Source organism: Rhizobium sp. YJ-22 (assembly GCF_029601685.1).
Lineage (GTDB): Bacteria > Pseudomonadota > Alphaproteobacteria > Rhizobiales > Rhizobiaceae > Metarhizobium.
The window spans coordinates 630,067-653,571 of record NZ_JARRIR010000002.1 but is presented as its reverse complement, the minus strand read 5'-3'; the positions used below and the strand labels follow the sequence as shown (position 1 = coordinate 653,571).

Genomic DNA, 23,505 nt, shown 5'->3' with positions numbered 1-23,505 from the left:
GCCGATGCGAGAGACCATCCGCATCGAGGAGGCCGGCGATCCGCGCATTGCCGCCTTTCGCGATATCCGCGAGCGGGATCTGACCGGGCGGCAGGATCGGTTCATCGCCGAGGGCACGGTGGTGCTGCGGGTGCTGGCGGAGGCGCACGCGCATGTCCGGTTTGCGGTCGAGGCTGTTCTGCTGCTCTCCAACCGAGTCGATGGCGTGCGCGACATCCTCGCGCGACTTCCCGATGGTGTGCCGGTCTATGTGGCGGATCAGGCCGTGATGAACGGCATCGTCGGTTTCGACATGCATCGCGGCGTCCTCGCGCTTGGGCGGCGGGTGGAGAAGGCGGGGGCGGAGGCGGTGATCGCCGGCCTGCCGCAGGCAGCGCTTGCCGTCGTCTGCTGCGGCATTTCCAATCACGACAATATCGGCGCCATCTTCCGCAATGCCGCGGCGCTTGGCGCCGATGCCGTGCTGCTCGACGAGACCTGTTGCGATCCGCTCTATCGCAAGGCGCTGCGCGTGTCCGTCGGCGCTGTGCTGGCCGTGCCCTATAGCCGCGCTGGCCGGGCGGAAGACATTCTGGCGACGCTCGCCGCCACCGGCTTCGGCATCATGGCGCTTTCGCCTTCCGGAATGATCGATATTCGCGCGGCCAAGCCGGGCGCGCGCACGGCGCTGGTGCTGGGCACCGAAGGCGAGGGCCTGCCGGCGGAGATTCTGGCGCGTTTCGACAGCGTGCGCGTGCCGCAGGCACCGGGGCTCGACAGCCTGAACGTCGGTACGGCGACGGGCATCGCGCTTTACCAGATCGCCTCGGCCATGGGGCGGATCTGAGTGTCTGCTACGAAGGCAGGTTCATGACGTCGGAAATGCGGTCCGCCAGACTTTGGCGGCTGGCGCGCGCTTTCGGCGGCGCGGCGGAGAGCAGGGAAGGGATCGGCGAAGCCTCGCCCTCCTTCAGAGCCGTGAGCGCCACCATCCGGGCGGCGACGGCGGCGATTTCCTCGCGCATCTCGGCATCCTCGGCGGGCTTGGCCTGAAGCAGGCGCTCGGCGACGCTTACGCCACGGCTGCGCACGGTTTCGGCCAGCATGGCGATGCGGTCGTCGGCGGGATCGAGTTCGGGGGGCATGGGTTCATCGAGCAGTTCGGTTTCCTCCGCCGTGAGATCGCCGAGACCGGCGAGGCGCAGGGCGCGGCCCGCCTGGCGGGCCTGCTGGGTAGAAAGCTTCAGCTTTTCGCGCAGCCGCTTGTTTTCGCTTCCGCGCCGTTCCAGCAGCGTCTCGCGGTCGGCGTTCAGCATCTGCTCGCGCATCAGTCGCTCCTCGAGGCGCAGCGCCTTGTGCTCTTCCTTGTCGAGGCGCATTTCGGCATCGCGAGCGCGCTGCGTCATCAGTTTCAGGTCGCGTCGCAGGTTTTCGCGCTCGTCGCGCAGCGAGGCGAGGCGCGACTGCATGCTTTCCGAGGTTGTGTCGGACGCGGCGAGGTCGAGCTTGAGATTGTCGATATCCATGACCAGCCGGTTGACGCGCTTTTCCAGGGTCTCGATTTCCTGGTTGCGGCCGAAAAGCACGGTTTCGAGATCGCCGAAGCGCGCCTTGAGATGCAGTGCCGCTTCCTCCTCGCGCCGAAGCCGCGAGCGCAGGTCACCGGCCTCGACGTTCATCTCCTCGACAAGGTTGCGAAGGTCGGCATTTTCCGACTGCAGGCGGCCGGCATCCTGTGCGAGCGCATCGCCGCGAAGCTGCAGGGCGATCGCCTTTTCGCTCTCCTGCTTCAACGCATGCGCGATCCTGGCGTTTTCGGAGGCATAGAGGGCGCGCGCCATGTCCTTCTGGGCCCGCAGTTCCTGCGGGCTGATCGGCATGGTGGCGCGCAGCCGCCGCTCGGTGAACCAGACGACGCGCCGCAGCACGAACGGCGCCAGCAGCAACACGATCAGCGCGGCCGTCAGAAAACCCAGTCCGAACAGGATGGCGTATTGAATCAAAGCGGGACCAAAAACCGGCGGTTGGCGACAGAACAGGAGGCGACATAACCATGCCGCCGGACCTGCCGCAAGCTTTCTTCCAAATCAGGCTTAACGGGGAAGGGATGCAAACCGGTGGGTTCAGAAGGGATTCCAGGTCGGCTGGCGGGTGATCTTGAGATAGCCGACATTGACGCCGAGGCGGGCGCCGAGACCGGTGCGGATCGGCACGAGGATGACGTTGTTATTGTGCAGCACGGTCATGCCGACGCCGGCGACGACGAAGGCCGAGCCGCTGACGCCGCCGAAGCGGGCATAGACGTCGTCGATGCTGTCGAGATTGTAGACCAGCATCATGGCGCGGCTGCCCTGGCCGCCATAATCGATGCCGAGCGAGGGGCCCTGCCAGAAGAGATTATGTTCGCCGGCATTCTTGGTATACATCGTGCCTTCGCCATAGGTCAGGCCGGCGATGAAGGCGCCGGAGCCTTCCTGGCCGAGGATATAGCCGTTCGGCAAGCCGTATTGCGAAAAGGCGCGCTCCACCACCTTGGCGAGGCCGCCGCTGGCCGAGCCGAAGAAGCTGTGGCCGGCATCGACGATCTCCTGGGCGGTGTACTGGCTCGAATCGGCCGACCACGCATTGACCGGCAGCGCTGCCCAGACCATGGCGACGAGCGCCACGAGGAAATTCAGACCGGCGAAGAGGCGGAGTGGCTTGAAATGCATGATCTCATCCGTTCGTTGCAATGCGAATCGGGCGTCTGACCGCCGCTTTTCACATTTTGGTCGGTTGGTCTTAACAATCGGTTTACCAAATATGGTGTCATTATGACGCCAGTCGCCGCTCCCCGCAGGGCCGGTGCGGATCGACGCCCCATGTCCGGCGCGGGTCCGCGACCATATTCGCGCAATGCATGTCGGGCAGGATGCAGGCCGAGACGGAAAATCCAGGAGCAGATCCATGCCGAAGAACATCAACCTTACCCTTAACGGGCCTGACCTGGCGGCGCTGTTGTGCAGCCGCGTCTGCCATGACGTCATCTCGCCGGTCGGCGCCATCAACAACGGGCTGGAACTGCTCGACGAAGGCGGGGCCGATGCGGATGCGATGGACCTCATCCGCACCAGCGCGCTCAATGCCTCGGTGCGGCTGAAATTCGCGCGGCTTGCCTTCGGCGCCTCCGGCTCGGTCGGCGCCTCGATCGATACCGGCGAAGCCGAAAAGGCCGCCAAGGATTTCGCCGCCGCCGAAAAGAAGACGGAAGTCTCCTGGAACGGCCCGCGCGCCATCATCGCCAAGAACCGGGTCAAGCTGCTGCTCAACCTGTTCCTTGTGGCATACGGCTCGATCCCGCGTGGCGGCTCGCTCGACATTACCCTGGAAAACCCGGAATTCGACGCCGCCTTCACCATCGTCGCCAAGGGCCGGATGATGCGCGTACCGCAGAAATTCGCCGAGATCTGCTCCGACAGGATGGAGGAGGCGGTCGATGCGCATTCGATCCAGCCCTATTACACCGTGCTGCTTGCCGAAGAGGCCGGCATGGAGCTGAGCTATGAGCAGACGCCGGAGGAGATCATCTTCAAGGCGACGATGGACGCCGGCGAGACGAACGCCGTCTGAACGGTTCCCGAACCGACTCGAAATCCATCAAGGCCGCGCTTCAGGAATGGTGCGCGGCTTTTGCGTGCAACCAGCTCGGGCAGGGCTTCGTACAAACTTAACCACTTCTTAGCATGCGCGGAACTAGAGTTGGCCTTGGGCCGGCGGTCGATCCGGTCGCTTTTTGTATGGAGTTGGTCATGCAGCGTTTGATGATCGCGGATACGTCGGATGTCGTTCGGAAGGTCGGCAAGCGGATCCTGTCGGAACTCGGATTCCTGGTGGTGGAGGCCGGCACCGACCGCGAGGGCCTGCGCCGCTGCGGCGAGGAGATGCCGAACATCCTGATCGTCGATGCCGCCATGGACGGCGCGCTGGACCTGATCGGCGGCGTGCGCGGTCTGCCGGGCGGCGACAAGGTGCGCATCTATTATTGCGTCATCGAGGCGGATCTGAAGAAGATGATGATCGGAAAGCGCGCCGGCGCCAATGACTTCCTGCTGAAACCCTTCGATCGCAAGGTTCTGACCGCCACGTTCGGCACGCTGGCGGCAGCCGCCTGAAACATTTGCATTGCGCTTTTCGAAAACCGCCCTCGGCTCCCGAGCGGCGGTTTTTTCATGCGGGGCGGCTGGCCTGAAAGGGGAGGTTGTGGAAAACAAAAATCCTGCCCGCTCTCGCGGACAGGATCGAATTCGGGCGGCGGCCTGGAGGCGCGGGGATCAGGCCGTTTCGAGGTAATCGCTGCCGTCGGGCTCGCGCAGCACATAGCCGCGGCCCCAGACGGTTTCGATGTAGTTGGCGCCGCCGGCGGCATTGGCCAGCTTCTTGCGCAGCTTGCAGATGAAGACGTCGATGATCTTCAGTTCGGGTTCGTCCATGCCGCCATAGAGGTGGTTCAGGAACATTTCCTTGGTCAGCGTCGTGCCCTTGCGCAGCGAGAGCAACTCCAGCATCTGATATTCCTTGCCGGTCAGATGCACGCGCTGGCCGCCGACTTCGACGGTCTTGGCGTCGAGGTTGACGATGAGCTCGCCGGTCGAGATGATCGATTGCGCATGGCCCTTGGAGCGACGGACGATCGCATGAATGCGCGCCACCAATTCGTCCTTGTGGAAGGGCTTGGTCATGTAGTCGTCGGCGCCGAAGCCGAGGCCGCGAACCTTGTCCTCAATGCCGGCCATGCCGGAGAGGATGAGGATCGGCGTCTTCACCTTCGACAGGCGAAGGGTGCGCAGCACCTCGTAGCCCGACATGTCCGGCAGGTTGAGATCGAGCAGGATGATGTCGTAATCATACAGCTTGCCCAGATCCACGCCTTCTTCGCCGAGATCGGTCGTGTAGACGTTGAAACTTTCCGATTTGAGCATCAATTCGATGCTCTGCGCTGTCGCGCTATCGTCTTCGATGAGTAGAACCCGCATAATTATCCCCTTACCGCCGCTTAAAGGTCGCTTTCGTCCTCAAAGGCGCCACAGAGCCCGTTTTTGCCTGATTTGAAAGCTGCCACGAAATGGTTAACAAATTCTGATTCCCTCTGGCAAGTCGTATCTGGTTCGTTAAAAATTTATACCACTTGCATGTTTTTCAAAGGGAATATGAAATCGAGGCCGCTCAACTCCTGCTTCAACAAACTCCGCTAACCGATTCAGTTGACTCAACCATTCGACAAGCTCTGCACGTCCCGCTTGGTGTTTACCGAGCTTTAAATGATAGGCTGTATCATCGATCATGCCCGTAAACGAAAGGTTACCAGCGGTAGGTTTTCATTAACGCGGAATGAATTTTTTTCGCCCGATCCGGTTCGTATCGGGACGGGCAGGCCAAGAGTTGAGCCGGGGTCTCGCATCACGGGAGTATTGCGTATGAAATCGCGTGAGAGCCATGTTCGCCTGAAAGAGTTTCAGGTGAACGAAAAACGTCGTCAATTGCAGCAATTGCAGTTGATGATGGCCGAATTCGAGAGAATGGCCAAGGAACTGGAGACCCAGATCGTTCTCGAAGAAAAGAAATCGGGAATTTCGGACCCGAATCATTTTGCCTATCCGACCTTCGCCAAGGCGGCGCGGCAACGGGCAGACAATCTGCAGGTTTCGATTCGGGAATTGCGGGTGCAGCAGGAGGCGGCCGAACTGTCGCTGGAAGAGGCACAGTCCGAACATGCCCGCGCCGCCGCGCTCGAGGAGCGCGATCTGGCGGTGCGCGCCCGCGCCTAAGAGGCGCGGGGCGCTCCACCGGCCTCTCCGGGCCGGTGGCTTCGCGGATATCGACAGACACCAGGCGGTGGCGGCGGCAGTCGCCGCGCCTGTGTTTTGCCGTCTGCGGTTGTTGCGGCGCCCCCTCTCCCGGAAGTGCTCTATCTTTTGTTCTTACCGCATCTGCCGACGCCGAAGCGAACTGGCTTCGACCGGAAATGCTCTAGCTGATGACGTCGCGCCATTCGGGATGGCGCTCGACCTGGGCGCGCATGAAAGGGCAGAGCGGAATGATCTTCCAGCCGCCGGCCCGGGCCGCCTCGATTGCATGGGCGGCGAGCGCCTGGCCGACGCCGCGACCGCGCAAGGCATCGGGCACGCCGGTGTGATCGACGATGATCAATTGCGGCGAGCTGCGCGAAAAGGTCATCTCGGCTTCATGACCGTCGACGGTTGCGACATAACGGCCGCCGCTTGGCTTGCCCTCCAGGCGAATATCCATACCATGTCTCCTGCTGCTTTCGCGGCAATCCTATCTGTCCCGATCCGGCTTGTCGATTTCGGGGTTCAAGACGCCGAAAGGCGGCCTGCCCTGTCCGGGCAAGCCGCCTTTCCGGTCCACAACGGATTTCCCCGGAGGTCAGTGGCGATATTGCTGAATGCGCGTGGTGCGCAGGCCCGCCAGACCGTGATCGTTGATCGACGATTGCCAGGACAGGAATTCCTCAACGGTGAGCGTATAGCGCTCACAGGCTTCCTCCAGGCTCAACAGGCCACCGCGCACCGCTGCGACAACTTCCGCCTTGCGACGGATCACCCAACGGCGCGTATTGGCCGGGGGCAGATCAGCAATCGTCAGCGGGCTGCCATCCGGGCCGATGACATATTTCACTCGTGGACGTATCATTTCGGTCATTGGCACTCTCTACACAAACTCAAGACCATATGCGGGCAATCTAGCTTGCCACATTTAAAAATTGCCTAAGCCTTTGCAGCGGATTTTACGGATGTGGCGGATTGAGCACGCAAAGCTATAGCCCGGCGGGTCGCACGCTGCCGGTAATGCATTGTTCGAATTTGATGCAAATGCATGGCTACCATGCGGAAAATGCATTTTTGCCGGGCGTTTCGATAGTATAGTGTGAGCAGCATGAAATCGAGCGGCGTGGCTTGCGCTGTACATACCTGTCGAATTTCACGAACAATGCAGCTTTCCAGTCTTTCTATGCTTTGAAGGACGTGGCTTTTTGTCGGTGCGCGCCATTCTGGGTGTCGCGCCTCTTTTGCGTTGGCATTTTCCTGCCGGCGCATGCCTGAAGGAGTATGTCAATGCCAGCAGAGTCGGTGCCGGCCGCAAGGAAGGCCGGCGGAGACGGGGTCGTGTCCGGAGCCTCCGAGCAACTTGCGCGGCTGGCGCGGGATTTCCGGTTTTCCCATCATCTGCTGATCCGCTTTCCGCTGGGCGACCGCCAGGATTTTTCCGGCAACTGTCTGGCGAGCAACTGGCCGGCGGCGCTGCTCCAGCGTTACGACGCCAGCGACGCCTTCCGCGATTGCGATCTCGTGGCGCATCTGAAGCAGACGATCATGCCGGTCTTCCTGCGCAACGCCTTTACCCGCAGCCCGGCGGCCGGCGAATTGCCGGCGCTGTTTGCCGGCCATGGCCTGTCCGCCACCTGGGCGCTCTCCCTGCACGACCAGCGCCTGCGCCATCATATTCTGGCGCTGTCGGGCGAGCGCGACGCGCCGTCGCCGGAGGAGGCGCGCCAACTCCTCTATCGCGCTCACCAGATCGTCGACGGTTGCGGGCGGCAGGACGAGTGGGATGAGAAGCCGCTGGAGCGGTTGAGCGGGCGCGAGCTCGAATGCCTGCGCTGGTCGGCGGCGGGCAAGAGCAGCGAGGAGATCGCGATCATCCTCGACATCTCCGCCCATACCGTCGCAACCTATCTGAAAAGCGCGATGCGCAAGCTCGATGCGGTCAACCGCATGCAGGCGGTTGCGCGCGCCTGTCGTTACCGGCTGCTCTGAAGCGGTGTTCCGCCCGGAAATGCGAAAACAAGGCCAGCTCAGAAGCCGTTGCCGCCGCGCAGTTCCGAGACGATGGTGCCGGCGGCGATGTGCAGGTCGAGCAGCAGCGAGTAGTTTTCCACATAATAGAGATCGGCGGCGATGCGGGCGCGAGCCCGGTCGGCGCGGTCGGTCGGGCCGCGCAGGCCTCGCATCTGCGCCAGTCCGGTCATCCCGGGGCGCACCGCATGGCGGGCGTGGTAGTCTGGTACGAGCAGCTCGTAGGGCATGCCCGCCGCCAGCATGCCGACCGCATGGCAGCGCGGGCCGATCAGCGACATGTCGCCCTTGAGCACGTTGAGAAGCTGCGGCAACTCGTCGAGATTGGTGCGGCGGATGACGGCGCCGACACGGGTCACCCGCGGATCGTTGGGCACTGTCTGGGTGACGCCGGAGCGGTCGCCGAGTTCGCTGTGCATCGAGCGGAATTTATAGACCTTGAAGACGCGTCCGTTCCGGCCCCAGCGTTTCTGGGTGAAGACCGGGGAGCCCGGGCTTTCCAGCCGGATGAGGGCGGCGAGCGCCAGAAGCAGCGGCAGCAGCACGACCAGCCCCATCGCCGCCAGCAGCAGATCCAGCAATCGCTTGATGGCGAATTGCAGCCTCCGGCCGCCGGCGCGCGATGGCCGATAGCCCGACCGCGCGCCGGGGCAATCGCCGTGGTTGTGGAAATCGCTGACTGTCAAGGGTGCCCTCATACGCGACAAACGCGCCTTTTCGTCGGCGGCGAGTAAAGCACGGTTATGCGAACGCCGCCAGCATGTTAACGAAGGATTAACCCAAAAAGACCGGTCGGCCGCCGAGAATCTAGCCCCTTTCGGGACTGCGCCTTTTGATTGTTATTCGAGTGCGATATGCAACCTTGTTCCGGTTGTGCCATAATGAACCGTCGATGTGCCAAAATGAGACAGGCTGAGCCAATCGCCAGCGGCCAACGAAACCAGTGCGCCGGCAAACGCGGTGGTCTCAAGGCCGGCGGTGGAAATCTTGCGGATGCGCGTCAGACTTGTGCTGCCATTGCGTAGGAGATCGACGCCATGGGCGGCTGTAGCGCTGGAGGCGAGCGTCAGCCCGAGGCGGTAGAGGCCGGTCTCCGGCACCAGCAGCCGAAGCCCGCTGCCGCCGGGAACGGTGGCGCCGAGCGCGACATCGCCCTGGGCCAGCGACAGGCCGTCAAAGCCGACAGCCTCGCCATCGGTACGGATGGCGCTGCCGGCGGATCTGGTTGCTTCGGCGAGCGGTCGGTGAGGCAGGTGGACGCGGCCGTGGCCGGTGAGGGCGAGCGCCGTGCGCCAGCTTGCACCATCGGGACTGACCTTGAAGGACAGCGCATCCTCGCCGGCCAGGCCGATCTCGGCGCGGCCGGACCAGTCGCTCTGAAACAAAAGCGTCGCGGTATCGTCGACCGACGCCTTGTTGATCTTGAGCTGGTGGCCGGCGCCGGCATGGGTCAGCAGCGTCGCCGGCGAGGACAGCGCCAGGCGGTTGGTGGCGTCGGCCCCCGTGGCGATGCCGAGTTGCTGCATCGTTCCGCTTGATGGCAAGGGCGGCTCCACCCAGCCGCTGCCGTCATGCAGAACGGGCGCGGCCGTATCGGCGCGCCAGGCCCGCCAGCCGGCGCGCGGCTGCAGGAACAGCCAGGCGCCGTCCTGGCGCAGCGCCAGCTTGCCCTCCTGCCCGGCCCAGTCTCCGGTGGCGGTGGCGGTCACTGCATAGACCTTGCCTTCGGCGGGCGTGGGCGGCGGCGCGCTGAGCGCTGCCGTGACGACGAGCTGGACCACGGCGTCCAGACGCTGCAGCGCCTCGTTATGGGTGACGTGTTTTTGTGCCTGCGAGGGCAGGATATAGGGGAGGGAAAGGTTTTCGGTCTGCTCGCTCATGCCGGTCTCCGTAAGAGGATAGGGCGTGAGTATGCGGCGCCACGGCGGTGTGGGGATCGAAGGGGACGATTCCCGTTATCTTTTCTTGCCGTGTCTGCGGCTGGAAGACCGCTTCATGCTTCTGCTGGAGATTGGTTACGGCCGGCGGCCGAAGGCGATGAAATGCGGGTTGCAGAAACGCTCGCCGGCTTCGTTCGTCTTGCCGTAATGCAATGGCCTGTCTTCCGAACCGAGCGTCATGCCGCCGGCGGCGCGCAGGATGGCGTCGCCGGCGGCGGTATCCCATTCCATGGTGCGGGTGAAGCGCGGATAGATATCGGCCTCGCCCTCGGCCAGCAGACAGAATTTCAGCGATGAGCCGCTGTAGCGACAGCCGGAAATGCCGCGCGCATCGAGGAAGCTGTCGACCTCGCTCGAATGATGCGAACGGCTGGCGACGGCGACGATCGGCGTGCCCGGCAGGCGGGCATGGATCGGATGGCGGGCGACAATGCGGAAATCCGCGATGTCGAGCCTTTCGGCATGACCGGCCTCGGCGACATAGGCGACATCGCGGGCCGGCGCATACACGATGCCGGCCACCGGCGCGCCATCGCGGATCAACGCGATGTTGACGGTGAAATCCGCATTGTGGGCGATGAATTCCTTGGTGCCGTCAAGCGGATCGACAAGGAAGAATTCCTCCCCCGCGATATCGGGCATGACGCCGGCGGCGACGCTTTCCTCGGCGACGACGGGGATCTCCGGGAAATGCGCCTTGAGGTGGCCGAGGATGATCGCTTCGGCGCGCTCGTCGGCCTCGGTTACCGGCGAGGCGTCGGGCTTGAGGCTGACGGTCGCGCCGGCGCGATAGATCTCGATGATGGCACGCCCGGCTTCCAGCGCGGCGGTTTCGAAAACGGTCAGCATGGACTTTCATGAACTCCGGCGGTCTTGCCCGCGGTCGGCAGCGGAACGCCTTTGCTGATATAGGGAGGGCGAACCGGCTTTTCGATGCGGCATGTCCGTTGCATAGCGCTTTGACGTGGATCGCGCGAAGGGAATTCGGCGGCTTTTGTCCGCGAGGTTACGAATTCTGCGCCGGGCGTGCAAAATCGGCACAGGCTTTCGCCTGCTGCGATGCAGAAATCCCACAGCCCGGCGGCGAGTGCGGCCGCGACATTTTTTTGCCGCTTCAAGACTTGTCGTTTCGGCTTCATGTGCAATGGTGCGGCCATTCTACCGATGGAAATGCCGATGCGTTACTCCGCTCTCTCCATTCTCCGACAGGCCTTTTCGGGCAATCGCGACTGGAAGCCCGCCTGGCGCGAACCCGAGCCGAAGCCCCATTACGACGTCATCATCGTCGGCGGTGGCGGCCATGGGCTGGCGACCGCCTATTATCTGGCCAAGGAGCACGGCATCGCCAATGTCGCCGTGTTGGAAAAGGGCTATATCGGCTCCGGCAATGTCGGGCGCAACACGACGATCATCCGCTCCAACTATCTCTTGGAAGGCAACGAGCCCTTCTACGAACTGTCGATGCAGCTCTGGGAAGGGCTGGAGACGGATCTGAACTACAATGCGATGGTGTCGCAGCGCGGCATCGTCAACCTGTTCCATTCCGATAGCCAGCGCGACGCCTATGCGCGGCGCGGCAATGCGATGATGATTCATGGCGTCGAGGCCGAGTTGCTCGACCGGGCGAAGCTGCGCCGGATGATGCCCTATCTCAATTTCGACCATGCCCGTTTCCCGATCCTCGGCGGCCTCTACCAGAAGCGCGCCGGCACGGCCCGGCACGATGCCGTCGCCTGGGGCTATGCGCGCGGGGCCGATGAGCGCGGCGTCGATATCATCCAGCATTGCGAGGTGACCGGCATTCGCCGTGGATCCGATGGCGGCGTGCTCGGCGTCGAGACGACGCGCGGCTTCATCGGCTGCAACAAGCTGGCGCTGGCGGCGGCCGGCAATACGACCACGGTCGGCCGCATGGCCGATCTGGAGCTGCCGATCGAGACGCATGTGCTGCAGGCTTTCGTCACCGAAGGGCTGAAGCCGGCCATCGACCAGGTCATCACCTATGGCGCCGGCCATTTCTACATTTCGCAATCGGACAAGGGCGGTTTGGTGTTCGGCGCCGACATCGATTATTATTCCTCCTATGCCCAGCGCGGCAATCTGGCGACCGTCGAGCATACGCTGGAGGAGGGGGTGGCGCTGATCCCCGGCCTGTCGCGGGTGCGCGTCTTGCGCGCCTGGGGCGGGGTGATGGACATGTCGATGGATGGTTCTCCGATCATCGATCGCACGCCGGTCGACAATCTCTACCTGAACTGCGGCTGGTGTTACGGCGGCTTCAAAGCGACGCCGGCCTCCGGCTTCTGCTTCGCGCATCTGATCGCCCGCAACGAAAGCCATCCGGTCGCCCGCTTCCTGCGCCTCGACCGTTTTGAGCGCGGTTTTCCGATCGATGAGGGCGGCAAAGGCCCGCAGCCAAATTTGCACTAGATTGTTTTGTCGCATTTCCAGCCGGAAAACCGCTTCACACTTTTCCTGGAAATGCTTCGACCTGCAATACGAGATGAGACGAGCATGGCAAGCCTGATCCCCTGTCCCCATTGCGGCCTCCGCCCCAAGGAGGAATTTTCCATTCGCGGCGACGCCTCGCCGGTTCGCCCGGCACCGACCGCCTCGGACGAGAGCTGGCACCGCTACGTGCATATCCGCGACAATCCGAAAGGCCGCATCGTCGAGCATTGGCACCATGCGCTCGGCTGTCGCCGCTGGCTGGTGGTCGAGCGCGACAATCTTTCCCATGAGGTCTTCAGGGTCACCGATGCGGCGGATTGGGCGAAAAGGAAAGAAGCATGAGCGCGTTTCGTCTCAGCCATGGCGGGTTGGTGGATCGCAGCCGCGGCATCGGCTTCCGTTTCGACGGCGATGACTTGCGCGGCTATGAGGGCGATACGCTGGCCTCGGCGCTGCTCGCCAGCGACCGGCTGCTGGTCGGCCGCTCGTTCAAGTATCACCGCCCGCGCGGCATCGTCACCGCAGGTTCGTCCGAGCCGAATGCACTGCTGACCATCGGCACGGGCGCGCGCAGCGAAGCCAATACCCGCGCCACCGTGCAGGAACTCTATGACGGGCTGGTGGCGAAGAGCCAGAACCGCTGGCCGTCGCTGAAGCACGATTTTGGCGCGATTAACGGCTTGCTGTCCCCCTTCCTCGGGGCGGGTTTCTACTACAAGACCTTCATGTGGCCCGCCGCTTTCTGGGAAAAGGTGTATGAGCCGATCATCCGCCGCGCCGCCGGTCTCGGCCGGGCGGTGATGGAGGCGGACCCGGATCGCTACGAGAAGGCATGGGCGCATTGCGACCTGCTGGTGATCGGCGCCGGCCCCGCCGGACTGATGGCGGCGCTGACCGCCGCCCGCGCCGGCTTGCGTGTCATCCTCGCCGATGAAGGATTCCGGCTCGGCGGCTCGCTGCTGTCGGAGCGCGTCTCCATCGGCAATGCCGCCGCTGCCGATTTCGTACGCGATGTGCTGCAGGAACTGGCGAGCCTCGACACTCTGACGCTGATGCCGCGCACTACCGTTTTCGGCTGGTATGACGACAACGTTTTTGGCGCGGTCGAGAAGGTCCAGAAACATCTGGCCAATCCTTCACCCGATCTGCCGGTCGAGCGCCTGTGGCGCATCGCCGCCAAGGCCGCGATCCTCGCTTCCGGTGCAGAGGAGCGGCCGCTGGTCTTTGGCGGCAACGACCGGCCGGGCGTGATGATGGCGAGTGCGGCGCGCACCTATCTCAACCGTTTCGGTGTCGGCGTCGGCCGCAAGGTTGCCGTCTTCACCAATGGCGGCAGCGGTTATCAGGCCGCGCGCGACCTGGCATCCCAAGGAGCCGAGATCGCCGCTGTCATTGACGGCCGTGCCTCCGCCTGCGAGGCCATGCCGGCGGGAACCCGAATGATCGTCAATGCCGGCGTGACAAAGACGCTTGGACGCCACCGCATCGAGGGGCTGGTGGTCGAGCGTTCGGGGCATGAGGAAACCATCGACTGCGATGCGCTGCTGATGTCCGGCGGCTGGTCGCCGGTCATCCATCTCGCCTGCCAGCGCGGGGCAAAACCGGTCTGGTCGGAAGACCACCAGGCCTTCGTCGCGCCGGATGTCGGGCCGCGCCTGCGGCTTGCCGGCTCGGCCGCCGGTCTCTCCGGGATCGGCGATTGCCTGCGCGACGGCGCGGCAAAGGCGCTGGACTGTCTGGCCGCGCTCGGAAAACCCGTTTCGGCGCCGGAGATTCCCGAGGTCGAGGGCGAATACGACGCCGGTTTCGCGCCGCTCTGGTATGTACCGGGCGCCAAGGACAAGGCCTTCGTCGATTTCCAGAACGACGTGCATGTCAGGGATCTCAGCCTCGCCCAGCGCGAGGGCTTCGGCCATATCGAGCATACCAAGCGTTATACGACGCTGGGCATGGCGACCGATCAGGGCAAGCTCGGCAATGTCAATACGGTCGGCATCGTCGCCGGCATGAGGGGCGTCAGCCCGGCCAAGATCGGCACCACCACCTTCCGGCCTTTCTATACCCCCGTCTCCTTCGGGGCGATGGCGGGTACGGCGCGCGCCGAACGCGCCCGCCCAACCCGCACCTCGCCGCTGCATGGCTGGGCGAAGAAGAACGGCGCGCAGTTCGTCGATGCCGGCCTTTGGTTCCGCTCCGCCTGGTTCCCGCAATCGGGCGAAAAGGGCTGGCGGCAGAGCGTCGACCGCGAAGTGCTGGTGGTGCGCGCCAATGTCGGCCTCTGCGATGTCTCGACGCTCGGCAAGATCGAGGTCTTCGGCAAGGATGCCGCCGAATTCCTGAACCGCGTCTATTCCAACGCCATGCTGAAGCTGCCGGTCGGGCGCGCCCGCTACGGGCTGATGCTGCGCGAGGACGGCATGGTCTATGACGACGGCACAGTCAGCCGTTTCGCGGAGGATCATTTCCTGATCACCACGACGACGGCCTATGCGGCCGAGGCCATGGCGCATCTGGAATTCTGCGCCCAGGCATTGTGGCTGAACCTCGACGTGCGTTTCGTTTCCGTCTCCGATCAATGGGCGCAGATGTCGCTGGTCGGGCCGAAGGCGCGCCTCGTGCTGGAAAAGATCGTCGAGGACGACGTATCCAATGCAGCCTTCCCCTTCCTCGCCGCCCGGGCGGTGACGCTGAAGGGCGGGCTGAAGGCGCGGCTGTTCCGCATCTCCTTCTCCGGCGAGCTTGCCTATGAGCTGGCGGTGCCGGCCAATTATGGCGAGGCGGTCGCCGATGTGCTGATGGAGGCCGGCCGCCCGCACGATATCTGCCCCTATGGCGTCGAGGCGCTGAACGTCATGCGCATCGAGAAGGGCCATGTGACGCATGCGGAAATCGACGGCCGCACCACGCCGGACGATCTCGGCCTCGGAAAAATGTTTGCCGCTTCCAAGCCGGATTTCATTGGCAAGCGCCTGTCAAGCCGTTTCGGTCTCACTGCCGCCGACCGGCTGCAACTGGTCGGCCTCAGGCCCGTCGACAAGGCGAAGGAATTGACGGCCGGCGCGCATCTGCTGAAGGAAGGTGCAAAACCCTCGATGGCCAACGATCAGGGCCATGTGACGTCGGTCTGCTTCTCGCCGGTGCTCGGCCGCTCGATTGGCTTGGCGCTGCTCAAATCCGGGCGCGAACGTTATGGCGAGCGGATCGTGGTCTGGGACAAGCTGCGCGGCCATGACGAGATCGTTGCCGAGGTCTGCTCGCCCGTCTTCGTCGATCCCGACAACAGCAAGCTGCATCAGTAAAGGACGGGCCTCATGAGCTTTATGCCGCGTCATATCCTGGAAGAGCGTATCGGCGATTTCGGCCGGCCCGTCCATGCCGATCACCTGACGGTGCTGCGCCGTCCGGCCATCGCCTCGGTGCTGGCCGGTGGGCCGGTCGAGGCGCTGTCGGGCATGGCCGAGGTGAGTCTCCGCCCGGTCGGGCCGGGGCAATGGCTGGCGGTGTCGCAAAGCCTGCCGGGGCCGCTGCTGGCAGAGTCCCTCTTCGCCGCGCTGGCGGGGCGGGGGGCGCATGTCGTCGACCAGAGCGACGGCACCGTGCTGATGCGCATCGCCGGGCCGAATGTCCGGCGCATCCTGGCGAAATGCATCGCCGTCGACCTGCATGCGGATGTCTTCGCGCTCGGTCGGGCGGCGGCGATGATGTGCTGCCATGTGGCGGCGAATGTGGCGCGCGTCGGGGTGGATGCCTTCGAGATCGCGGTGCCGCGCTCCTATGCCGACGACGTCTTCGAGGAGATCGTCGAGATGGGTCGCGAATTCTCGCTGACCAGTGCATTCGACGACGCGTGACGCGCGCCGGACATGGAATGTGTTGCAAGCGACATTTCGCTTCGCAGGCCGGACTTTTGAGCCCGGAAAAATCGCATTAGGTTTCTGATCTCCGGAACGTCCCGCATGGGCGCGCCGGTCCCGTTTCCTCGCGCCGTTTCGGAGAATCCCACATGAAAAGCCATGCCAAGGTCGTCGTCATCGGTGGTGGCGTCGTCGGCTGTTCCGTTCTCTATCACCTGACGAAATTCGGCTGGACCGATGTCGTGCTGCTGGAGCGCTCCGAATTGACCTCCGGCTCGACCTGGCATGCCGCCGGCGGCATGCACACCATCAACGGCGATCCGAACGTCGCCAAGCTGCAGAAATACACGGTCGAACTCTACAAGGAGATCGAGGACTATTCCGGCCAGGATATCGGCCTGCACATGACCTCGGGCCTGATGCTGGCGGCCACCAACGAGCGCTTCGACTGGATGAAATCGCTGCTTGCCAAGGGCAAATATGCCGGCGGCGAGGCGACCCTGATCTCCGCCCGCGAGGCGCATGAGATGATGCCGTTGCTCGACCCCGACCAGTTCGTCGGCGCGGTTTTCGATCCGCATGAGGGCCATCTCGACCCCTACGGCACCACCCATGCCTATGCCAGGTCGGCGAAGAAGAACGGTGCGGAGATCGAGCTCCACACCAAGGTCGAGGATCTCGTCCAGCTTGCCGACGGCACCTGGCGGGTGATCACCGACAAGGGCGAGATTCGCGCCGAGCATGTCGTCAATGCCGCCGGCCTCTGGGCGCGCGAAGTCGGGCGCATGGTCGGGCTGGAACTGCCGGTTCTCGCCATGGAACACATGTATCTGATTACCGAGGACATGCCCGAGGTCATCGACTTCAACCGGACGACCGGCAAGGAATTGATGCATTGCGTCGATTTCGACGGCGAGATCTATATCCGCCAGGAACGCAACGGCATGCTGATGGGCACCTATGAAAAGGACTGCCGCCCGTGGTCGCCGATCACCACGCCCTGGGATTTCGGCCATGAACTGCTGGCCGAAGATATCGAGCGCATCACCGGCGAGCTGGAAGTCGGCTTTCGCCATTTCCCGGCCTTCAATAAGGCCGGCATCCGCCGCATCATCAACGGCCCCTTCACCTTCTCGCCGGACGGCAATCCGCTGGTCGGGCCGGTGCGCGGCATGACCAATTTCTGGTCGGCCTGCGCCGTCATGGCCGGCTTTTCGCAGGGCGGCGGCGTGGGGCTGGCGCTCGCCAACTGGATGATCCACGGCGATCCCGGTTTCGACGTCTTCGCCATGGATGTCTGCCGCTACGGCGATTATGCGACGCTCGCCTATACCAATGCCAAGGTGCGCGAAAACTATTCGCGCCGCTTCTCGATCCGCTATCCGAACGAGGAACTGCCCGGCGCCCGCCCGCTGCTGACCACGCCGATCTACGACCGGCTTAAGGAGGCCGGCGCGGTGTTCGGCGCCTCCTACGGGCTGGAAAGCCCGCTGTGGTTCTCGCCGGATGGCGCGACGGATAAATTCTCCTGGCGGCGCTCGACGGATTTCGAGGCGGTCGGCGCGGAAGCGAAAGCCGTGCGCGACAGCGTCGGCCTGATGGAAACCTCCGGCTTCGCCAAATACAAGGTCAGCGGCCCAGGCGCGGAAGCCTGGCTCGACCGGCTGCTCGCCGCCCGCATTCCCGCCATCGGCCGCATGGTGCTGGCGCCGATGCTGAAGGACGACGGCAAGCTGATCGGCGACTTTACGCTGGCCAAGCTCGGGGAAGGGGACTTCCTCGTCATCGGTTCCGGCATCGCCGAGGATTATCATATGCGCTGGTTCGAGCAGCATCTGCCGGCCGACGGTTCGGTGAACGTCGAACCGCTCAATCTCGGCCTCGTCGGCCTGTCGGTTGCCGGCCCGAAGGCGCGGGAGGTGATGCAGAAACTCACCCATCTCGACCTCTCGGACGCCGCATTCAAGTTCATGGATATCCGTCGTATGGATCTCGGCATGGCGAAGACCATCGTCGGACGCGTCTCCTATACCGGCGATCTCGGCTATGAAATCTGGATGAAGCCGGAATATCAGCGCTATGTCTTCAACGCGCTGATGGAGGCAGGCCAGGAATTCGGCATCCGCCTGTTCGGACTTCGCGCCCTGAATGCACTGCGCCTCGACAAGTCTTTCGGAAGCTGGTCGCGCGAGTACCGCCCGCTCTACGGCCCGCTGGAAGCCGGGCTCTCGCGCTTTGTGGCGCTGGACAAGCCGGCCGATTTCATCGGCAAACAGGCGGCGATCGCCGAAAAAGCTTCCGGTGGAACGCTGCGCCTGCGCACCTTCGTCATCGACGCAAAGGACGCCGACGTCATCGGCGACGAGCCGATCTCGTTTAATGGCCAAGTGCGCGGCTGGGTGACATCGGGCGGCTATGCCCATGCCTCCGGCGTCTCGGTGGCGCTCGGTTACGTGCCGAAGGAGATCGCCGACGAGATCGACGGCTGGAGCATCGAGCTGCTCGGCGAGATGCTGCCGGCGCGGCGCCAACCAGTCGCGCTGTTCGATGCCAACGGTTCGCGCATGCGCGCCTGAGCGGTTAATTTATTTTCGGATCTTCATAAGGCGCCGGCGAGTCATCGCCGGCGCCTTATGTTTTCGGTGTTCCGGCGCGGGGCGGATTAGACGAAAGTCGAAGCTGCGATGGCGCATTTTGAAACGCGCCATGTCGATTTGCGCCATCTTGCGCGAGGCTGTGCGCAAAGGCGCGTTTTCTCTTCGCTTGCCCGCTTTTAGGCTTCACATTTTCATCGAAAGCGGTATGGATTTCAAAATACGATAATTCCCATAAGGGAAATTCATACAAGAGATGCGAGTAAAAACAAAAACCGCATCCAGGGGAAATGCAATGGAGTATTTTACGCAGCAGCTCATCAACGGGCTGACTCTCGGTTCCATCTATGGAATGGTGGCCATCGGCTATACGATGGTTTACGGTATCATCGGCATGATCAATTTCGCCCATGGCGATATCTTCATGCTCGGCGGCTTCGCCGCGCTGATCGTCTACCTCATCCTCACGGGTCTGTTTGCCGGCGTGCCGGTGGTCGTGGCATTGCTGGTGATGCTGATCATAGCGATGCTTATGGCGGGATTGTGGAACTGGACCATCGAAAAAGTGGCCTATCGCCCGCTGCGCGGCTCGTTCCGCCTGGCGCCGCTGATCACTGCCATCGGCATGTCGATCGCGCTGTCGAACTTCATCCAGGTGACGCAAGGTCCGCGCAACAAGCCGATCCCGCCGCTGGTTTCCACGGTCTATAACGTCTTCGGCCTGTCAATTTCGCTGAAGCAGGTGATCATCATCGTCATCACCGTCGTGCTCCTGTCAGTCTTCTGGTACATCGTGCATCGCACGCCGCTGGGACGCGCTCAGCGGGCGACCGAACAGGATCGCAAGATGGCGGCGCTGCTCGGCGTCGACGTCGACCGCACCATCTCCGTCACCTTCATCATGGGCGCGGCGCTCGCGGCGGTCGCCGGCACCATGTACCTGATGTATTACGGCGTCGTCACCTTCACGGATGGCTTTATTCCCGGCGTCAAGGCTTTCACGGCGGCCGTTCTCGGCGGCATCGGCTCGCTGCCGGGCGCCGTTCTCGGCGGTCTGCTGATCGGCCTGATCGAATCGCTGTGGTCTGCCTATTTCTCCATCGCCTACAAGGATGTGGCGACGTTCTCGATCCTGGCGATCGTGCTGATCTTCAAGCCGTCCGGCATCCTCGGGCGTCCGGAAGTCGAGAAGGTCTGAACCCATGGCAAATACGATGTCCAATCAAGACAACGCCGCCGGGAACCTGACGGCGCGGGCTTTCCGCGAGGCCTTTTATGCCGGCGTGATCGCGCTCGGCCTGTTCGTTCTGTTCATCGGTCTGAAGACCGATCAGAACATCCACAACGAGCTGGTGCTGGTGCAGCGCTGGGGACTGCTGGCGATCTTCGTGATCCTCGCCATGATCGGCCGCTTCGTCATGGTCGCCTATATCCAGCCGATGATGGCCTCGCGCAAGGCGATCCAGGCGGCCGAGGGCGAGGCTGACAGCATTGCCTCGAGCTTCTTCCGCCTGCCGTTCGTCGCTATCGCGCTAGTGCTGGCGGTCGCTCTGCCTTTCCTCGGCGCCTCGCTGTCGCCGACCGGGGCGGCCTATGTGACGATCCTGCGCGGTGCGGCGATCATCTATGTGCTGGCGGCGGTTTTCTATCTGTTCCGGCCGTTCATCCAGGCGCATTTCGCCAAGCTCGCCATCGTGGCGCTGCTGCTCTATCCTATCGTCATGGTCGCGATCTTCGGGGCGCAGGGCTCGCTGAAATGGGTCGATAACTTCGGAATCCAGATCCTCATCTATGTGATGCTCGCCTGGGGGCTCAACATCGTCGTCGGCCTCGCCGGCCTGCTCGATCTCGGTTATGTCGCCTTCTACGCGGTCGGCGCCTATTCCTATGCGCTGCTGTCGGACAAGTTCGGACTGTCCTTCTGGATCCTGCTGCCGATGGCCGGCATTCTCGCCGCCTTCTGGGGCATGATCCTCGGCTTCCCCGTGCTGCGCCTGCGCGGCGATTACCTCGCCATCGTGACCCTGGCCTTCGGGGAAATCATCCGCCTCGTGCTGCTCAACTGGACCGAGGTCACCAAGGGCTCGGCCGGTATTTCCGGCGTCGCCAAGGCGTCCGTCTTCGGCATCTGGTCCTTCGACGTCTCGGCGCCGAACAATTTCGCCAAGGCCTTCGGCCTGCCGATGTCCTCCGCCTACTACAAGATCTTCCTGTTCTACCTGATCCTGGCGCTGGCGCTCTTGACGGCCTTCGTCACCATCCGCCTGCGGCGCATGCCGATCGGGCGTGCCTGGGAAGCCTTGCGCGAGGACGAGATCGCCTGCCGCTCGCTCGGCATCAACACGGTGACCACCAAGCTCACGGCCTTTGCCACGGGTGCGATGTTCGGCGGTTTCGCCGGCTCTTTCTTCGCCGCCCGCCAGGGTTTCGTCTCGCCCGAATCCTTCGTCTTCCTCGAATCGGCCGTGATTCTCGCCATCGTGGTTCTCGGCGGCATGGGTTCGCTGGTCGGCATCGCGATTGCGGCGGCCGTCATGGTCGGCGGCACGGAAATCCTGCGCGAGCTGGAATTCCTGAAAAATATCTTCGGCGACGATTTCACGCCGGAACTCTATCGCATGCTGCTTTTCGGCATCGCCATGGTGGTGGTGATGGTCTGGAAACCGCGTGGCTTCGTCGGAAGCCGTGAGCCGACCGCCTTCCTGAGGGAGCGCAAGGTGGTCTCCGGCAGCTTTACCAAGGAAGGGCACGGCTGATGTCCTCCGGAGCGAATGCGATGAACAACGATACGATCCTCAAGGTCGAACATCTGTCGATGCGCTTCGGCGGGCTGATGGCGATCAACGACTTCTCGTTCGAGGCCAAACGCGGCGACATCACCGCGTTGATCGGCCCGAACGGGGCAGGCAAGACCACCGTCTTCAACTGCATCACCGGCTTCTACAAGCCGACGATGGGCATGATCACGCTCAACCAGAAGTCCGGCAAGCAGTACCTTTTGGAGCGCCTGCCGGATTTCGAGATCACCAAATATGCAAAGGTGGCCCGCACCTTCCAGAACATCCGCCTGTTTTCCGGCCTCACGGTGCTGGAAAACCTGCTGGTCGCCCAGCACAACAAGCTGATGCTGGCCTCGGGCTTCACCATCCTCGGCCTTCTCGGCCTGCCAGGCTACAAGAAGGCGGCGAAGGAAGCGATCGAGCTCGCCAGCTTCTGGCTGGAAAAGGCCGACCTGATCGACCGCGCCGACGACCCGGCCGGTGATCTCTCCTACGGCGCCCAGCGCCGCCTGGAGATCGCCCGCGCCATGTGCACCGGCCCGGAGCTGCTGTGCCTCGACGAGCCGGCCGCAGGCCTCAATCCGCGCGAATCGCTGGCCCTCAACGAGTTATTGCGCGGCATTCGTGCCGATAGCGGCACCTCGCTGCTGCTCATCGAGCACGACATGTCGGTGGTCATGGAAATTTCCGACCACGTCGTGGTTCTCGAATACGGCCAGAAGATTTCGGATGGCACGCCCGAGCATGTGAAGAACGACCCCAAGGTCATCGCGGCCTATCTGGGTGTGGAAGACGATGAGGTTGAAGAGGTGATTTCCGAAGTCGAGTCCCTCGATGGAGGCGTGAACTGATGGCCGAAACGCTTCTGAAAGTGCAGAACGTCGAGACGTTCTACGGCAATATCCGCGCGCTCGGCGGCGTCAGCGTCGAGGTCAACAAGGGCGAGATCGTCAGCCTGATCGGCGCCAACGGCGCCGGCAAGTCGACGCTGATGATGACCATCTGCGGCAGCCCGCAGGCGCGCCACGGCTCGGTCGTCTTCGAGGGCCACGACATCACCAAGATGCCGACCCACGAGATCGCAAGGCTGCGCATCGCGCAATCGCCCGAGGGGCGGCGCATCTTCCCGCGCATGACGGTGTTCGAAAACCTGCAGATGGGCGCCGGCCTCGACAACCTCAAATATTTCAACGAAGACGTCGAGAAGATCTTCGCGCTGTTCCCGCGCCTCAAGGAGCGTCAGGCACAGCGCGGCGGCACGTTGTCGGGTGGCGAGCAGCAGATGCTGTCCATCGGGCGCGCGCTGATGGCGCGTCCGAAGCTGCTTTTGCTGGACGAGCCGTCGCTGGGTCTGGCGCCGCTGATCGTCAAGAGCATCTTCGAGGCGATCAAGAAGCTCAACAAGGAAGAGGGGCTCACCGTCTTCCTCGTCGAGCAGAACGCCTTTGCGGCGCTGAAACTCTCGGACCGCGCCTATGTGATGGTCAACGGACGGGTGACGATGAGCGGATCGGGCCAGGAATTGCTGGCCAATCCGGAAGTGCGCGCGGCCTATCTGGAGGGCGGCCGCCACTGAAGGCGAGCCCGAGGGGATTTCATCATGCAAGGTATTCTCTACGAAGAACCGTCCATCCTGCAGTTCCTGTTCATCACCGTCATCATCGGCGGCTGGACGGCCTGGCGCACGGGAAAAAGCGTCGCCGAAAACTGGCAGACCTATCGAACGCTGGTCATTTACACGCTGCTGCTCGGCATCGGCATCCGCTTCGTCCATCATGCGCTGTTTGCGGGCACCATGTTTACCCTGCAATACTACGTCGTGGACACGATCGTGCTTTTGTTGTTCTCTACCGCTGGTTACCGCTACTACCGGACCCGGCAGATGGCGAACAACTATTACTGGCTCTACGAGAAGGCATCGCCCTTTTCGTGGCGCGCAAAATAACGAGACCCGAGTTCATCGGGCATTGGTGGCTCCGCCGCAACCGGCGCAATCGTGGTGGGTATTGCGTGCGGGCAATCGAATTCAAACCTGCTTTCTTAAAAATGGGAGT

General features: G+C 63.1%; 24 protein-coding genes. 15 read left to right on the top strand and 9 right to left on the bottom strand.

Annotated elements, in window-relative coordinates; translation table 11 throughout:
* The first annotated feature begins 4 nt into the window (after positions 1 to 4).
* The gene (locus P7F60_RS07810; RefSeq protein ID WP_277917138.1) at positions 5 to 826 is read left to right on the top strand and encodes an RNA methyltransferase; all 822 of its coding nucleotides are present in this window, start codon (positions 5 to 7) and stop codon (positions 824 to 826) included.
* Between the two features lie 7 nt (positions 827 to 833).
* Here P7F60_RS07810 and P7F60_RS07805 read toward each other — a convergent pair whose 3' ends face one another.
* Entirely contained in the window at positions 834 to 1,982 is a 1,149-nt protein-coding gene (locus P7F60_RS07805; RefSeq protein ID WP_277917137.1) for a hypothetical protein, read from the bottom strand.
* 120 nt (positions 1,983 to 2,102) lie between these two features.
* Complete coding sequence (locus P7F60_RS07800; protein ID WP_277917136.1) at positions 2,103 to 2,690, bottom strand: EipA family protein; 588 nt, start codon at positions 2,688 to 2,690, stop codon at positions 2,103 to 2,105.
* A gap of 235 nt (positions 2,691 to 2,925) precedes the next feature.
* On the opposite strand from P7F60_RS07800, the gene P7F60_RS07795 reads away from it, so the two are divergent.
* Together P7F60_RS07795 and P7F60_RS07790 are read left to right on the top strand one after the other, a co-directional pair.
* Entirely contained in the window at positions 2,926 to 3,588 is a 663-nt protein-coding gene (locus P7F60_RS07795) for a histidine phosphotransferase family protein (protein WP_277917135.1), read from the top strand.
* Positions 3,589 to 3,767: 179 nt separating this feature from the next.
* Complete coding sequence (locus P7F60_RS07790; protein ID WP_277917134.1) at positions 3,768 to 4,130, top strand: response regulator; 363 nt, start codon at positions 3,768 to 3,770, stop codon at positions 4,128 to 4,130.
* A 159-nt stretch (positions 4,131 to 4,289) separates the two neighbouring features.
* Here the strand turns inward: P7F60_RS07790 and ctrA are convergent, their stop codons facing one another.
* Entirely contained in the window at positions 4,290 to 4,991 is a 702-nt protein-coding gene (gene ctrA, locus P7F60_RS07785; protein ID WP_109457174.1) for a cell cycle two-component system response regulator CtrA, read from the bottom strand.
* A 441-nt stretch (positions 4,992 to 5,432) separates the two neighbouring features.
* Here ctrA and P7F60_RS07780 point away from each other — a divergent pair, with 441 nt between their 5' ends.
* Complete coding sequence (locus P7F60_RS07780; RefSeq protein ID WP_277917215.1) at positions 5,433 to 5,783, top strand: flagellar export protein FliJ; 351 nt, start codon at positions 5,433 to 5,435, stop codon at positions 5,781 to 5,783.
* Between the two features lie 202 nt (positions 5,784 to 5,985).
* On the opposite strand, the gene P7F60_RS07775 is transcribed toward P7F60_RS07780, so the two are convergent.
* Both P7F60_RS07775 and P7F60_RS07770 read right to left on the bottom strand, forming a co-directional pair.
* Positions 5,986 to 6,264 carry a GNAT family N-acetyltransferase gene (locus P7F60_RS07775; protein WP_277917133.1) on the bottom strand — a complete coding sequence of 93 codons (279 nt, stop codon included), beginning with the start codon at positions 6,262 to 6,264 and terminating at the stop codon, positions 5,986 to 5,988.
* 138 nt (positions 6,265 to 6,402) lie between these two features.
* Positions 6,403 to 6,678: a DUF1153 domain-containing protein gene (locus tag P7F60_RS07770; protein ID WP_018327815.1), complete on the bottom strand. Its 276-nt coding sequence runs from the start codon at positions 6,676 to 6,678 to the stop codon at positions 6,403 to 6,405.
* Positions 6,679 to 7,142: 464 nt separating this feature from the next.
* On the opposite strand from P7F60_RS07770, the gene P7F60_RS07765 reads away from it, so the two are divergent.
* Positions 7,143 to 7,793 carry a LuxR family transcriptional regulator gene (locus P7F60_RS07765; protein WP_277917132.1) on the top strand — a complete coding sequence of 217 codons (651 nt, stop codon included), beginning with the start codon at positions 7,143 to 7,145 and terminating at the stop codon, positions 7,791 to 7,793.
* A gap of 38 nt (positions 7,794 to 7,831) precedes the next feature.
* Here P7F60_RS07765 and P7F60_RS07760 read toward each other — a convergent pair whose 3' ends face one another.
* The 4 genes from P7F60_RS07760 to P7F60_RS07745 form a co-directional block, all read right to left on the bottom strand.
* Positions 7,832 to 8,518 carry a sugar transferase gene (locus P7F60_RS07760; RefSeq protein WP_277917131.1) on the bottom strand — a complete coding sequence of 229 codons (687 nt, stop codon included), beginning with the start codon at positions 8,516 to 8,518 and terminating at the stop codon, positions 7,832 to 7,834.
* A gap of 153 nt (positions 8,519 to 8,671) precedes the next feature.
* Positions 8,672 to 9,712 (bottom strand): DUF2793 domain-containing protein, encoded by a 1,041-nt coding sequence (locus P7F60_RS07755; protein ID WP_277917130.1) that lies wholly within the window; start codon positions 9,710 to 9,712, stop codon positions 8,672 to 8,674.
* 135 nt (positions 9,713 to 9,847) lie between these two features.
* Positions 9,848 to 10,621, bottom strand: a complete 774-nt coding sequence (gene cysQ / locus P7F60_RS07750) for a 3'(2'),5'-bisphosphate nucleotidase CysQ (protein WP_277917129.1) — start codon at positions 10,619 to 10,621, stop codon at positions 9,848 to 9,850.
* On the bottom strand, positions 10,615 to 10,911 hold the full coding sequence (locus P7F60_RS07745; protein ID WP_277917128.1) for a hypothetical protein: 297 nt from the start codon (positions 10,909 to 10,911) through the stop codon (positions 10,615 to 10,617). The genes cysQ and P7F60_RS07745 overlap by 7 nt, the downstream gene beginning before the upstream one ends.
* 37 nt (positions 10,912 to 10,948) lie before the next feature.
* On the opposite strand from P7F60_RS07745, the gene P7F60_RS07740 reads away from it, so the two are divergent.
* The 10 genes from P7F60_RS07740 (at position 10,949) to P7F60_RS07695 (ending at position 23,396) form a co-directional block, all read left to right on the top strand.
* On the top strand, positions 10,949 to 12,202 hold the full coding sequence (locus P7F60_RS07740; protein ID WP_277917127.1) for a sarcosine oxidase subunit beta family protein: 1,254 nt from the start codon (positions 10,949 to 10,951) through the stop codon (positions 12,200 to 12,202).
* Between the two features lie 84 nt (positions 12,203 to 12,286).
* Complete coding sequence (locus P7F60_RS07735; protein ID WP_277917126.1) at positions 12,287 to 12,565, top strand: sarcosine oxidase subunit delta; 279 nt, start codon at positions 12,287 to 12,289, stop codon at positions 12,563 to 12,565.
* Positions 12,562 to 15,522 carry a sarcosine oxidase subunit alpha family protein gene (locus tag P7F60_RS07730; RefSeq protein ID WP_277917125.1) on the top strand — a complete coding sequence of 987 codons (2,961 nt, stop codon included), beginning with the start codon at positions 12,562 to 12,564 and terminating at the stop codon, positions 15,520 to 15,522. The genes P7F60_RS07735 and P7F60_RS07730 overlap by 4 nt, the downstream gene beginning before the upstream one ends.
* A 12-nt stretch (positions 15,523 to 15,534) precedes the next feature.
* A complete protein-coding gene (locus P7F60_RS07725; protein ID WP_277917124.1) occupies positions 15,535 to 16,074 on the top strand; it encodes a sarcosine oxidase subunit gamma family protein in 540 nt (179 codons plus the stop codon).
* A 152-nt stretch (positions 16,075 to 16,226) separates the two neighbouring features.
* A complete protein-coding gene (locus P7F60_RS07720) occupies positions 16,227 to 18,653 on the top strand; it encodes an FAD-dependent oxidoreductase (RefSeq protein ID WP_277917123.1) in 2,427 nt (808 codons plus the stop codon).
* 313 nt (positions 18,654 to 18,966) lie between these two features.
* Positions 18,967 to 19,869, top strand: coding sequence for a branched-chain amino acid ABC transporter permease LivH (locus P7F60_RS07715; protein WP_277917122.1), 903 nt, complete (start codon positions 18,967 to 18,969; stop codon positions 19,867 to 19,869).
* A 4-nt stretch (positions 19,870 to 19,873) separates the two neighbouring features.
* A complete protein-coding gene (gene livM, locus P7F60_RS07710; RefSeq protein WP_277917121.1) occupies positions 19,874 to 21,427 on the top strand; it encodes a high-affinity branched-chain amino acid ABC transporter permease LivM in 1,554 nt (517 codons plus the stop codon).
* A complete protein-coding gene (locus P7F60_RS07705) occupies positions 21,427 to 22,302 on the top strand; it encodes an ABC transporter ATP-binding protein (RefSeq protein ID WP_277917120.1) in 876 nt (291 codons plus the stop codon). The genes livM and P7F60_RS07705 overlap by 1 nt, the downstream gene beginning before the upstream one ends.
* On the top strand, positions 22,302 to 23,027 hold the full coding sequence (locus P7F60_RS07700) for an ABC transporter ATP-binding protein (RefSeq protein WP_277917119.1): 726 nt from the start codon (positions 22,302 to 22,304) through the stop codon (positions 23,025 to 23,027). Before P7F60_RS07705 ends, P7F60_RS07700 begins: the two co-directional genes overlap by 1 nt.
* A 24-nt stretch (positions 23,028 to 23,051) precedes the next feature.
* Positions 23,052 to 23,396 carry a DUF6867 family protein gene (locus tag P7F60_RS07695; RefSeq protein ID WP_277917118.1) on the top strand — a complete coding sequence of 115 codons (345 nt, stop codon included), beginning with the start codon at positions 23,052 to 23,054 and terminating at the stop codon, positions 23,394 to 23,396.
* Positions 23,397 to 23,505: the final 109 nt, after the last annotated feature.

What these genes read in the sequence shown, in the direction of transcription:
- P7F60_RS07715 (WP_277917122.1), top strand. Translation starts at nt 18,967, where the DNA reads ATGGAGTATTTTACGCAGCAGCTCATCAACGGGCTGACTCTCGGTTCC.
- P7F60_RS07800 (WP_277917136.1), bottom strand. Translation starts at nt 2,690, where the DNA reads ATGCATTTCAAGCCACTCCGCCTCTTCGCCGGTCTGAATTTCCTCGTG.
- P7F60_RS07705 (WP_277917120.1), top strand. Translation starts at nt 21,427, where the DNA reads ATGTCCTCCGGAGCGAATGCGATGAACAACGATACGATCCTCAAGGTC.
- cysQ (WP_277917129.1), bottom strand. Translation starts at nt 10,621, where the DNA reads ATGCTGACCGTTTTCGAAACCGCCGCGCTGGAAGCCGGGCGTGCCATC.
- P7F60_RS07795 (WP_277917135.1), top strand. Translation starts at nt 2,926, where the DNA reads ATGCCGAAGAACATCAACCTTACCCTTAACGGGCCTGACCTGGCGGCG.
- P7F60_RS07725 (WP_277917124.1), top strand. Translation starts at nt 15,535, where the DNA reads ATGAGCTTTATGCCGCGTCATATCCTGGAAGAGCGTATCGGCGATTTC.
- P7F60_RS07700 (WP_277917119.1), top strand. Translation starts at nt 22,302, where the DNA reads ATGGCCGAAACGCTTCTGAAAGTGCAGAACGTCGAGACGTTCTACGGC.
- P7F60_RS07790 (WP_277917134.1), top strand. Translation starts at nt 3,768, where the DNA reads ATGCAGCGTTTGATGATCGCGGATACGTCGGATGTCGTTCGGAAGGTC.
- P7F60_RS07780 (WP_277917215.1), top strand. Translation starts at nt 5,433, where the DNA reads ATGAAATCGCGTGAGAGCCATGTTCGCCTGAAAGAGTTTCAGGTGAAC.
- P7F60_RS07740 (WP_277917127.1), top strand. Translation starts at nt 10,949, where the DNA reads ATGCGTTACTCCGCTCTCTCCATTCTCCGACAGGCCTTTTCGGGCAAT.
- livM (WP_277917121.1), top strand. Translation starts at nt 19,874, where the DNA reads ATGGCAAATACGATGTCCAATCAAGACAACGCCGCCGGGAACCTGACG.
- P7F60_RS07770 (WP_018327815.1), bottom strand. Translation starts at nt 6,678, where the DNA reads ATGACCGAAATGATACGTCCACGAGTGAAATATGTCATCGGCCCGGAT.
- P7F60_RS07735 (WP_277917126.1), top strand. Translation starts at nt 12,287, where the DNA reads ATGGCAAGCCTGATCCCCTGTCCCCATTGCGGCCTCCGCCCCAAGGAG.
- P7F60_RS07745 (WP_277917128.1), bottom strand. Translation starts at nt 10,911, where the DNA reads ATGAAGCCGAAACGACAAGTCTTGAAGCGGCAAAAAAATGTCGCGGCC.
- P7F60_RS07720 (WP_277917123.1), top strand. Translation starts at nt 16,227, where the DNA reads ATGAAAAGCCATGCCAAGGTCGTCGTCATCGGTGGTGGCGTCGTCGGC.
- P7F60_RS07810 (WP_277917138.1), top strand. Translation starts at nt 5, where the DNA reads ATGCGAGAGACCATCCGCATCGAGGAGGCCGGCGATCCGCGCATTGCC.
- ctrA (WP_109457174.1), bottom strand. Translation starts at nt 4,991, where the DNA reads ATGCGGGTTCTACTCATCGAAGACGATAGCGCGACAGCGCAGAGCATC.
- P7F60_RS07775 (WP_277917133.1), bottom strand. Translation starts at nt 6,264, where the DNA reads ATGGATATTCGCCTGGAGGGCAAGCCAAGCGGCGGCCGTTATGTCGCA.
- P7F60_RS07755 (WP_277917130.1), bottom strand. Translation starts at nt 9,712, where the DNA reads ATGAGCGAGCAGACCGAAAACCTTTCCCTCCCCTATATCCTGCCCTCG.
- P7F60_RS07695 (WP_277917118.1), top strand. Translation starts at nt 23,052, where the DNA reads ATGCAAGGTATTCTCTACGAAGAACCGTCCATCCTGCAGTTCCTGTTC.
- P7F60_RS07730 (WP_277917125.1), top strand. Translation starts at nt 12,562, where the DNA reads ATGAGCGCGTTTCGTCTCAGCCATGGCGGGTTGGTGGATCGCAGCCGC.